The organism is Nocardioides sp. CCNWLW216 (genome assembly GCF_037120545.1).
GTDB lineage: Bacteria > Actinomycetota > Actinomycetes > Propionibacteriales > Nocardioidaceae > Nocardioides > Nocardioides lianchengensis.
The window spans coordinates 26,746-37,162 of record NZ_JBBBBJ010000012.1 but is presented as its reverse complement, the minus strand read 5'-3'; the positions used below and the strand labels follow the sequence as shown (position 1 = coordinate 37,162).

General features: G+C 73.3%; 9 protein-coding genes. 1 reads left to right on the top strand and 8 read right to left on the bottom strand.

Annotated features, from left to right (window positions below):
• The 4 genes from hpt to dacB form a co-directional block, all read right to left on the bottom strand.
• The coding region (gene hpt, locus V7S47_RS22010) for a hypoxanthine phosphoribosyltransferase (RefSeq protein ID WP_336563582.1) at window positions 1-476 on the bottom strand (476 nt) is incomplete at its 3' end.
• 10 nt (window positions 477-486) lie between these two features.
• Window positions 487-1,467, bottom strand: a complete 981-nt coding sequence (gene tilS / locus V7S47_RS22005) for a tRNA lysidine(34) synthetase TilS (RefSeq protein ID WP_336563581.1) — start codon at window positions 1,465-1,467, stop codon at window positions 487-489.
• On the bottom strand, window positions 1,464-2,492 hold the full coding sequence (locus V7S47_RS22000) for a zinc-dependent metalloprotease (RefSeq protein ID WP_336563580.1): 1,029 nt from the start codon (window positions 2,490-2,492) through the stop codon (window positions 1,464-1,466). Before V7S47_RS22000 ends, tilS begins: the two co-directional genes overlap by 4 nt.
• A gap of 168 nt (window positions 2,493-2,660) precedes the next feature.
• The gene (gene dacB, locus V7S47_RS21995; protein WP_336563579.1) at window positions 2,661-4,145 is read right to left on the bottom strand and encodes a D-alanyl-D-alanine carboxypeptidase/D-alanyl-D-alanine endopeptidase; all 1,485 of its coding nucleotides are present in this window, start codon (window positions 4,143-4,145) and stop codon (window positions 2,661-2,663) included.
• 106 nt (window positions 4,146-4,251) lie between these two features.
• Here dacB and V7S47_RS21990 point away from each other — a divergent pair, with 106 nt between their 5' ends.
• A complete protein-coding gene (locus tag V7S47_RS21990; protein ID WP_090854478.1) occupies window positions 4,252-4,749 on the top strand; it encodes an inorganic diphosphatase in 498 nt (165 codons plus the stop codon).
• Between the two features lie 115 nt (window positions 4,750-4,864).
• Here the strand turns inward: V7S47_RS21990 and V7S47_RS21985 are convergent, their stop codons facing one another.
• From V7S47_RS21985 to V7S47_RS21970, 4 genes are all read right to left on the bottom strand, one after another.
• Window positions 4,865-5,524, bottom strand: coding sequence for a class I SAM-dependent methyltransferase (locus V7S47_RS21985; protein WP_336563578.1), 660 nt, complete (start codon window positions 5,522-5,524; stop codon window positions 4,865-4,867).
• A gap of 110 nt (window positions 5,525-5,634) precedes the next feature.
• Entirely contained in the window at window positions 5,635-7,671 is a 2,037-nt protein-coding gene (locus V7S47_RS21980) for an acyl-CoA dehydrogenase family protein (RefSeq protein ID WP_336563577.1), read from the bottom strand.
• 84 nt (window positions 7,672-7,755) lie between these two features.
• On the bottom strand, window positions 7,756-9,081 hold the full coding sequence (locus V7S47_RS21975) for a C40 family peptidase (RefSeq protein ID WP_336563576.1): 1,326 nt from the start codon (window positions 9,079-9,081) through the stop codon (window positions 7,756-7,758).
• Between the two features lie 294 nt (window positions 9,082-9,375).
• A complete protein-coding gene (locus V7S47_RS21970; RefSeq protein WP_244509317.1) occupies window positions 9,376-10,416 on the bottom strand; it encodes a phosphatase PAP2 family protein in 1,041 nt (346 codons plus the stop codon).
• Window position 10,417: the final 1 nt, after the last annotated feature.

The following is a 10,417-nucleotide window of genomic DNA, read 5'->3' as shown; positions in this document are numbered from 1 at the left end:
CCGACCACGAACTCGTTCGGAATGTCCCAGCCGACGAACTTCACGTCGAGCGGCACCTTCAGGGCCTCCGGCTTGCGCAGCAGCGTGGCCACCTCGACCGAGGCGGGGTTGCGCGAGGCGAGGTTGGAGGTCAGCCAGGAGAGGGTCAGGCCGGAGTCGATGATCTCGTCGACGATGAGGACGTCGCGCCCGGAGATGTCGGTGTCGAGGTCCTTGAGGATGCGCACGACGCCGCTGGACTTCGTCCCCGAGCCGTACGACGAGACCGCCATCCAGTCCATCTCGATGTGGCGGGTGAACGCGCGGGCCATGTCGGCCATCACCATCACCGCGCCGCGCAGCACGCCGACGATCAGCAGCTCGCGGCCGGCGTACTCGGCCTCGATCTCCTGGGCGAGCTCACCGATCCGCTCCTGGATCTGGGCCTCGGTGAAGAGCACGTTGACGAGGTCGTTCTCGACGTGAGCAGCGTCCATGCCGGAGAGCCTAAGGCTCCGCCGGGACGACGCGGACACCACCGTCGTCCCGGCGCCCGCGGAGGTGGCCGGGCAGGTCGATCCAGCGCTGGCCGTGCCAGTCGGTGACCAGCGCGTCGAGGGCCAGCACGTGCTCGTGGAACAGCTCGCCCGCGGGCGCGCCGGCGGACAGGGCGGCGAGGCGCAGCACGCGCCGTCGTACGGCGTCCGGCTCGGCGGCCAGGCCCGCGACCGGGAGCGTCCCGTCCGGGCCGGCGAGCCGGGCGTGGGCGGCCTCGGCGAGGTCGTCGAGGAGCTCCATGTCGCTGCGCAGCTGGTCGGCGGTGCGGGCGAGCGTCGCGGCGACGCCCGGCCCGAGGTGCTCCTCCAGGACCGGCAGCACGGTGTGCCGGACCCGGGCCCGGGTGTACGCCGGGTCGCGGTTGTGCGGGTCCTCCCAGAACCGGATGCCCTCGACCTGGCAGGCGGTGACGGTGTCGGCGCGGGCCACGTCGAGGAGCGGGCGGCGGTAGACGTCGAAGGAGCGACGCATCCCGGCCAGCGAGCGGCCGCCCGACCCGCGGGCCAGGCCCAGCAGCACGGTCTCGGCCTGGTCGTCGCGGGTGTGCCCGAGGAGCACGGCGGCGGCGTCGAAGTGCCGGGCCATCTCGTCCAGCACGGCGTACCGCGCCCGCCGGGCCGCGGCCTCCGGGCCGATCCCGGCGTCGTCGACCTGCACCCGCGCACCCACGGTCTCGTCGACGCCGAGGCCGGCCATCTGGTCGACGACCTGGACGGCGTGCGCGGCCGAGCCCGACTGCAGGCCGTGGTCGACGGTGGCGCCGACGACGCGCAGCCCGACCCGGTGGCCCTCGACGACGGTGGCGGCGAGCAGCGCGAGCGAGTCGGCCCCGCCGGAGCAGGCGACCAGGACGACCCGCCCCGGGTCGAGGTCGGCGAGCGAACGTCGTACGCCCCGGCGGACGGCGGCGAGCGACGGGTGGAGAGTCACAGCACGCGGGCGACCCAGGTCTCCGGGTCGGCGATCTCGGCCTTGGAGGGCAGGTTCTCGGCCCGCTCCCAGACCGCGTTGAACTCGGACATCCCGACCTTGTCGACGACGGCGCGGACGAACGTCGCGCCGTCGCGGTACTGGGCCATCTTGGCGTCCAGGCCGAGCAGCCGGCGCAGCAGCCGGTCGAGGGTGCCGACGCCGCCGCGGCGGTCGTTGAACTTGCCGCGGATGGTCTCGACGCTCGGGATGACGCTCGGTCCGACGCCGTCCATCACGACGTCGGCGTGGCCCTCGAGCAGCGACATGACGCCGGTGACCCGGTCGACGATCTCCTTCTGCTCGGGGGAGCCGAGGACGTCCATCAGGCTGCCGCCGCGGGTGCTGCTGCGCAGCGCGTCGACGACCCGCTGCAGGCCGTCCTCGAGCGCCGAGGACGAGCCCACGGTCTCGGCGATGGCCCGGACCTCGGAGAAGAGGTGGTCGCGCATCCACGGCACGGCCGTGAACTGCACCCGGTGGGTCTCCTCGTGCAGGCAGACCCAGAGCCGGAAGTCGGTCGGGTCCGCGCCGATCTCGCGCTCGACGTGGACGATGTTGGGGGCGACCAGCAGCAGCCGCCCGTGCGGGTCGTGGAACGGGTCGAACTGCCCCAGCACCTTGCCGGCCAGGAAGCCGAGCAGCCCGCCGACCTCGACGCCGGTGACCTTGGAGCCCACGGCGAGCGCGACGCCCGTGGGCGGCTTCTTCTCGGTGAGCGTGTCGACGAGCGGCGCCAGCACGGTGCGGAACCCGTCGGCGTTGGCCTGCACCCACCCGGGCCGGTCGACGACCAGCACGGGGGCCGTGCCGTCGGGGGCGTCGAGGCCGGTGAACTCGCGGACCAGTCCGGTCGAGCGCACGGCGTCGGCCCGCAGCTCGGCGACCACGGCGGCCGCCTCGTCGCGGGACACCGTGGGGCCCTCGCCGGCGATCCGGGAGCCGAGCTTCACGGCCAGGTCCCAGTCCACCATCTCCCGCGTCATGGGACGACCGTACTGGCACCGGTGCAGGCGGTCGGGGCGGCGGCGGTCCCCGGACCGGCGCAATTGCGCCGGTTACGGGCGGGTAGGCCGCCTCGGACCCCACAACCAGCGCAATTGCGCCGGTTGTGGGGGGGCCGCCGGGGTCGGACGCGGGCCGGCGCCGGACGGCTACGGCGCGGCCGTCGCCGCGCAGGCGCATGCGGACAGGGCGGCGGCGGCCGAGTCGAGGGCGTCGCGCGCGTCGATGGTGTCGGCCTCCTTGACCTTGTCGGTCATCAGCACGAACAGCAGCGGGCTGCCGTCGACGGTGGTCGCGATGCCGGCGAGGCTGCTGACGCCGGTGAGGGTGCCGGTCTTGGCGCGCACCCGGCCGCGACCCTCCGCGGGGCCGGTCGCGAACCGCTCCGCGAGCGAGCCGGTGAATCCCGCGACGGGCAGGCCGCTCAGGACCGTGCGCAGCGCCGGGGCACCCGTCGCAGCCTGGCGGAGCACGCCGAGCAGGGTGGCGGGCGGGATCCGGTTGCGGCGGGAGAGCCCGGAGCCGTCGTACAGGCGGACGGCGTCGGTGGGGACGCCGAGGCGGTCCAGGGTGGCGGCGACCGCGCGCACGCCCGCGTCCGCGCTGCCGTCTCCCCCGTCGGCCAGCGCGACGTGGCGCAGCAGCACCTCGGTCGCCTCGTTGTCGGAGACGAGCAGGGCCTGCTCGACGATCTGGGCGACCGGCGCGGACCGGACCTCCGCGACGGGCGTCGCGTCGGGCCCGGCGGCCCGGCCGACCGGAGCGCCCGCGACGGTGACGCCGGCCGCGGCCAGCTCGCGGGCGAACACGTCCGCCGCCGTGCGGGGCGGGTCGGCGACCCGGCCGGTGCCGTTCTCGGGTCGGCCCTCGTCGGCCCACAGCGCGGAGATGGGGGCGACGACACCGTCCGGCAGGTAGCTCGCCGGCCAGGCCGGGTTCACGGCCGGACCGCTGAAGAGCGTGTCGTCGTACTGCAGCCGGACCCGGGCGACGCCGTCGGCGAGCAGCGCCTCGGCCGCCTGCCGGGCCAGGGTGCGGAGGTCGGCGCGGGCCGGCCAGGCCGCCCGCTCGCCGGGCTTGCGGTCGGCGTCGGGCGGCGTGCTGGCCAGGAACGGGTCGCCGCCTCCGACCAGGACGACCCGGCGTCCGTCGCGCACCACGCGGGTCGCGAAGGTCGCCGCCGGGTCGAGGGTCGCCAGCGTCGCGAGCCCGGTCAGCAGCTTGGTGGTGGAGGCGGGCACCGCCGTACCCCGGCCGAAGGAGTACGTCGGCCCGCCGTCGAGGCCGGTGACCGCGGCCAGCACGTGGCCGCCCAGGTCCTCGTCGCGCAGGTACGGCGCCAACGCGGCCCGGACCGCGGCCTTGTCGACGACGGCGGCCGACACCGGGGCCGCGATCGGGGCGGGGGCGGTGACGGCCGGCAGGTCGAGGCCGGGCGGCGGCTCGACGACCGCGGGGTCGGTCGGCCCGGCGGGCTCGCGAGGGAACCAGCGGTCGGCCAGGTCGTAGCGGTAGGTCGCCACGACACCCGCCGTCAGCGCGAGCACGACGAGCAGTGCGAGCCAGCCCCGGAGCCCCCCGGCCTCCCCTCGCGGGGCCTGGGTCAGCCCGTGGCGTCGGTCACGTCGGTGCACCCGATCCCCTCTCCGCTACGCATCCGCGGCCATTCTGGGGGAGACTGCCCGAGTACTGACGTAAGGGCCCCCTCAGACGGCCCGCAGATGGCGGAGGAAACACGTGCTGGAGTTCGACGTACTGGTGGAGATCCCCAAGGGTGAGCGCAACAAGTACGAGGTCGACCACGAGTCGGGTCGCATCCGCCTCGACCGGACGCTCTTCACGTCCACGCAGTACCCGGCCGACTACGGCTACATCGAGGACACCCTCGGCATGGACGGCGACCCGCTCGACGCGATGGTGCTGCTCCAGGAGCCGACCTTCCCGGGCTGCTTGATCAAGTGCCGCGCGATCGGCATGTTCCGGATGACCGACGAGGCCGGCGGCGACGACAAGGTGCTCTGCGTGCCGTCGACCGACCCGCGCCTGGAGCACCTGCGCGACATCAGCCACGTCTCCAAGTTCGACCGCCTGGAGATCCAGCACTTCTTCGAGGTCTACAAGGACCTCGAGCCCGGCAAGTCCGTCGAGGGCGCCGAGTGGGTCGGCCGCACCGAGGCCGAGGACGAGGTCCGGGCGTCGTTCCAGCGACTCAAGGACAACCCCGGCGCGATCCACTGACGGGGGGGCCGTCTCGGGCCTCGGTGAGTTTTATCGGCTAGCCGATGAAACTCACGCCGGGACGACAAAGGTTCATCGTCCCGGGAGGAGCTTCATCGGCTAGCCGATGAAACTCTCATCCGGCCCGCACACCCCGGAAGTAGGCCAGCGCGCCGCTGGTGCGGAGCGTGACGTCCTGGACGTCGAGGCGGGTCAGCCAGGCGATGAGCTGGTCGCCGGTGCAGCCCGGGCCGAGCAGACCGGTGAGCCGGCCGACCCGGCGGGCCGGCTCGTAGCGCAGGCCGGTGTCGTTGAGGAACGCGCTGCCGGTGATCACCCCGCCGGGGCGCAGCACGCGGACCAGCTCAGTGACCGCACGGGCGGGGTCGGGGAAGCAGTGCAGCCCGGTGAAGCTGACCACCAGGTCGTACGACGCGTCCGCGAACGGCAGCGCGCCGACGTCGGCCTCCACGGTGGTGACGAGGTGCTCGACGCCGCGCCGCTCGGCCAGCCGGGCCGTCCGCGCCAGCATCGCGGGTGACAGGTCGGCGGCGACGTACTCGACGCCCTGCGCCGGTCGCAGGGCCCGTACGGCGACCCCGCCTCCGCAGGGCACGTCGAGCACTCGGGCGCCGCGCGGCTGCTCGCTGATCTCGCGGGCGGCGTCGTACAGCAGAGCGAGGTCGCTGCCCATCGCCAGCCGCCAGGCCAGGCCGCCCGCGCGGGGGTGCTCGACGCTCCAGTCGTACGCCGCGGCGTAGACCGGGTCGTCGGACCAGCCGCCGAGGAGACGCATGCGTGGAGCCTACGGCGGCGGCACGGTCTCGGCACGCCGGTCACGACCTCGCAAGCTCGCTCGCACGGCTCGCTCGACCACCAATCAGCAGATCCGCTGGCGCGTCTCCGCTAGCCCAGCAGGGAGGGCGAGCGGAGCATCTCGGGCGGGACGGCGAACGCGTCGACGAGGTCGTCGGCCAGCGGCCGGACCTTGCGGCACAGGCTGCCGATCTCGCGGCTGATCGCCTTGGACCGGGCCACCGAGAGTCGGCCGTGCTCCATGAACCAGGCCCGGTCGGCCTCGATGACGCCGAGCGCGTGGAGGTCGCAGAGCAGCCGGAGGGCGATCTTGTTCTCGCCGTCCGGCAGCGCCTCGACCTTGGCGACGAACGCCTCGAGCACCAGTCGCTCGACGTGGGCGCGGGCGGCGGCGATGACGTGGTCCTGGACCCGGGAGAACACCTCGCCGGGGTTCATCTTCTGGTCGATGCCGCGCTTGAGGCGGCGGGCGACGCCGGAGAGCATGTGCTCCTCGCGGAAGCGGAGCATCGCCAGCTGGTAGTCGCTGTCGAGGAGACCGGCCTCCTGGTCCCACTGGTCGCCGCCGGGCAACAGGTCCTTGACCCGCTCCAGCAGCTTGTGGACGGCGGTCTTCTCGATGACGGTCTCGACCGCCAGGTTGGTGACGAAGCGGACCGTGCCGAGCTGGTCGAGGTCCTCGAAGTCGCTGGCGTAGTCGGTCAGCAGCCCCTTGGCGACCAGCTGCAGCAGGACGTGGTTGTCGCCCTCGAAGGTGGTGAAGACGTCGGTGTCGGCCTTCAGCGCGGCGAAGCGGTTCTCGGCCAGGTAGCCGGCCCCGCCGCACGCCTCGCGGCACTCCTGGATGGTGCGGGTGGCGTGCCAGGTGCCGAGCGCCTTGGTGCCGGCGGCCCGCGACTCCAGCTCGCGCTTGGCGTGCTCGCTGGTCTCGATCCCGGAGGTGACGTCGTGCAGCTGGCCCGCGACGACCTCCTGCGCGAAGTGCAGCGCGTAGGTGTCGGCGAGCAGCGGCAGCAGCCGGCGCTGGTGCAGGCCGTAGTCGAGGAGCAGCTCCTCCTCGTCCTCGCTGGTGGCCTCGAACTGGCGCCGCTTCAGGGCGTACTTGACGGCGATCGCAATGGCCACCTTGGCGGCGTTGATCCCGCCGCCACCGACGCAGACCCGACCCTGCACGAGGGTGCCGAGCATGGTGAAGAAGCGGCGGTTGGGGTTCTCGATCTCGCTCTCGTAGACACCCGACGGGGTCACGTCGGCGAACCGGTTGAGCAGCGCGGTCCGCGGGATGCGGACGCCGTCGAACCAGATCCGGCCGTTGTCGACGCCGTTGAGGCCCATCTTCAGGCCGTCGTCCTCGATCCGGACGCCGGGCAGCGTGCCGCCGTCTCGGTCGCGGATCGGGACGACGAAGGCGTGCACGCCCTCGGACTTCCCGGCGACCTCGAGCTGGGCGAAGACGACCGCGATCTCGGCGTGCTTGGCGGCGTTGCCGATGTAGTCCTTGCGGGCGTCCTCGCGGGTCGTCGTCACGACGAACTCCTGGGTCGCCACGTCGTACGTCGCGACGGTGCCGAGGGCCTGCACGTTCGAGCCGTGCCCGGACTCGGTCATCGCGAAGCAGCCCATCAGCTTGCCGGTGATCAGGTCGGCGAGGTAGGCGTCGTGGTGCTCCTTGCTGCCGAGCTGGAGGATCGCGCCGCCGAACAGGCCGAACTGCACGCCCACCTTCACCAGCACCGAGAGGTCGCCGTAGGCCAGGGTCTCGAACGCGGCCACGGAGGCCCCGATGTCGCCGCCGCCGCCGTACTCCTCGGGGAAGCCCATGCCGGTCTGGCCGGTCGAGGCCATCTCGACCACGACGTCCTTGACCCGCTCGCGGAACTCGTCGCGGGTCATCTCCTCGGCGTCGGTGAGGATGCCGGCGTACTCGGCCAGGTTGGTGCGGACCAGGTTGCGGACCTCGGCGTACTTGCCGTCGAGCAGCGCCGTCAGCCCGGGTACGTCGATCGCCGGGCGGCGGTAGCCGGAGCGCTCCTCGACCTCGGCGTCGGTGTCCTGCTGGGGAGTCGCGGCCGGGGCGGTCGAGGGGAGGTCCTCGGCGGCGGTCGGCGGCACGGTCTCGGTCGACATGCCTTCCACGTTACCCACGGGTCACGGGGGCCAGACGTGGCGAGGATCGCGGTCTGGACCGTCCGGCGAGGGGCCCGCCAGACCTCAGGGACGGGCGAAGAAGTTCGGCGGGATCCAGTAGTACATCGACTCCTCCGTGACCGGCTTGCCGGTGCGCGGGGCGTGGATGATCTTGCCGCCGCCCGCGTAGAGCGCGACGTGGTAGATCGACGACGGGCTGCTGGAGTCGCCCCAGAAGACCAGGTCGCCGGGGCGCAGGTCGGAGGAGCTGATCGGGGTCGACTGCTCGTACTGCGCGACGGAGTAGTGGGGCAGGCTCTTGCCGGCCGCGGCCCAGGCGCCGGCGGTCAGGCCGGAGCAGTCCCAGGCGTCCGGGCCGGACGCGGCCCAGCGGTAGGGCTCGCCGAGCTGGGCGCGGGCGAAGGCCAGGACGGCGGGTACGCCGGCGCTCGGGGTGGGCGCGTCCGCGGGCTCCTCGGCGGGCGGCGCCTCCGCAGGCTCGGCGTCCTCGGCGTCCTCGGTGTCGTCGGCCTCCTGCGCCGCCGCGGCCTCGGCGGCCTGGTCCGCCGCAGCCTGGGCCGCCGCTCGACGGGCCTGCTGACGGGCCTGCTGACGGGCCTGCTGACGGGCCTGGCGCTCGGCGGCGGCCGCCGCGGCCTGCCGGGCCTGCTCCTCGAGGCCGGCCTGGCGGCGCGTGGCGAGCGAGACGCTGACGTGCTGGAGGCGGGCCAGGTCGGCGACCAGGCGGGTCTTCTCGGCGGCGACCGCGGCCGCCTCGGCGTCGGCTCTCGCCGCGGCCGACGTGGCCGCGTCCCGGGCCTCGCGGGCACCCCGCTCGGCCCGGTCGGCCTCGGCACGCGCGTCCTCGGCCTTGTCGGAGGCGATGTCGGCCAGGACCGTGCCGGCGCGCAGCTCGTCGTACCGCTCGTCGAGGGCGGTCTGGCCGGCGCGGAGGGTGCTGGCGGTCTCGAGCGCGGAGCCGATGCCGTCGGCGTCGGTGAGCGCGGCCAGGGCGGCGAGCTGCGGGGTCTGCTGGTAGCCGGAGACGACGAGGTCGGCGTAGACGTCGCGGAGCTCCTCCTGCGCGGCGGCCGCCTCCGTGGAGCGGACCTGGGCGGCGTCGGCCGCCTTGCGCGCCTGGTCGGCGCGCCAGCGGGCCCCGTTGTAGGCCTCGGCGGCCCGGGCGGCGGTGACCGCGGCGGCCTCCAGTCGCGAGCTGGCGACCGCGAGCCGGGCCTGGACCTCGGCGACCGAGCCGGCGGCGGTGCGGGCGGCGCCCTCGGCCTGCTCGACCTCGGCCTGGGTCGGCACGTCGGTCGTCTCGTCGGCGGCGGCGATGCCGAGGCCGGCCGCTCCGGTGAGCAGGGCGGTGGCGAGCGTGAGCCCGGCGACGGTCCCGATGCGGCGCACGGCGGGCCCCTCTCTGGCTGCGGTCAGGTCGTGGAAAGGCCCCGGGAGTCGATGTCGCCACCCGGGGCCAGGACCGTCACGCTAGTGAACTTTCGTCACATCCGCCACAATTTCCCCAACTTTCTCAGATTTCACGGCGTGTCGACTTGAAAACTACAACGGTGTAGTTCTCTTCAGGACGGCGCCGTCCCGGCCGATGGCAGGGGTCGACGGCCACCGACCCCACCCGGAATCGTCCCCGGGGCGGTGTCGGTGGCCGTCGTCGTACGACGGGTCCGCGCAGCAGGCGGTCGGTCAGTCGCGGCCGACGGGGACGGCCGAGGTGGTCGTCGTCGGGTGCGAGGCCAGGCCGCCGCGATCGAACTTCTGCCCCGTGGCCAGACCGGCGAGGTAGAACGAGACCAGGGCGATGAGGATGCCGGCGAGGTCGTCGGCGACGTAGTGCCAGCCGAAGTAGAGGGTGGCGGCGATGGTCAGCGCGAAGTTGACCCAGCACACCCAGCGGGCGACCCGGTTGCGGATCGTGAACTGCACCATCAGCGCGAGCAGCAGGGTGATCGCGGTGTGCAGGCTGGCGAAGCCCGCGACGGTCTGCATGCCGTCGAGGCCGACCAGGACCGGCTGCCGGTCGTTGACCAGACTGTCCATCAACGCGGACGTCGGGGTGTTGGCGAGCGGCTCGTAGAGCCAGTTGTACTCGAGCCCGGGACCGATGGTCGGCAAGGCGTAGTAGGACAGGGTCCCGAGCGACCAGGCGATGCACTGGGCGGTCACGAACCAGTAGCCGAAGGAGAGGTTGCGCGACCAGACCAGCCAGGCGGTGACGCCGAGCGGCACCATCGGCAGGAACCACAGGTAGATGTAGGACAGCACGTGCGCGGTGATGGTGGTGCCGAGCACGGTCTGCAGCACGACGCCCGGCTCGTTGCCGAAGAAGAGCACCTTGTCGAGCAGGTGCAGCTCGCGGTCGTACATCGCGCTGTGCACGTCGGGCAGGAACGACTTGAGGTTCCGGTAGCTGACGTAGGTGATGTAGAAGCAGATGATGCCGAGCGCGACCAGGGTGATCCGCTCGCGGTTCCAGTGGGTCCGCAGCCGGTCGCGGACGACCCCGGGGATCGCCTTCGGCTTCAGCTTGGCCTTCCACACGATCCGCGGCAGCAGGTCGAGGAGCAGCGCACCGGTCAGCAGCAGCGGGAGCCGGATGTACGACGGGCCGAGGAAGCTGCCCTCGGGATCGCCGAGCGGCTTGTCGAGGATGACGGCGGTGATGATCGCCCAGAGGCCCATGGCCGCCGCGATGCCGATCATGAGGACGTAGGCGCGGCGATACACG

Excerpts from the sequence above, each read along its gene's own strand:
- V7S47_RS22000 (WP_336563580.1), bottom strand. The coding sequence starts at position 2,492 with ATGACGCGGGAGATGGTGGACTGGGACCTGGCCGTGAAGCTCGGCTCC.
- V7S47_RS21980 (WP_336563577.1), bottom strand. The coding sequence starts at position 7,671 with ATGTCGACCGAGACCGTGCCGCCGACCGCCGCCGAGGACCTCCCCTCG.
- V7S47_RS21985 (WP_336563578.1), bottom strand. The coding sequence starts at position 5,524 with ATGCGTCTCCTCGGCGGCTGGTCCGACGACCCGGTCTACGCCGCGGCG.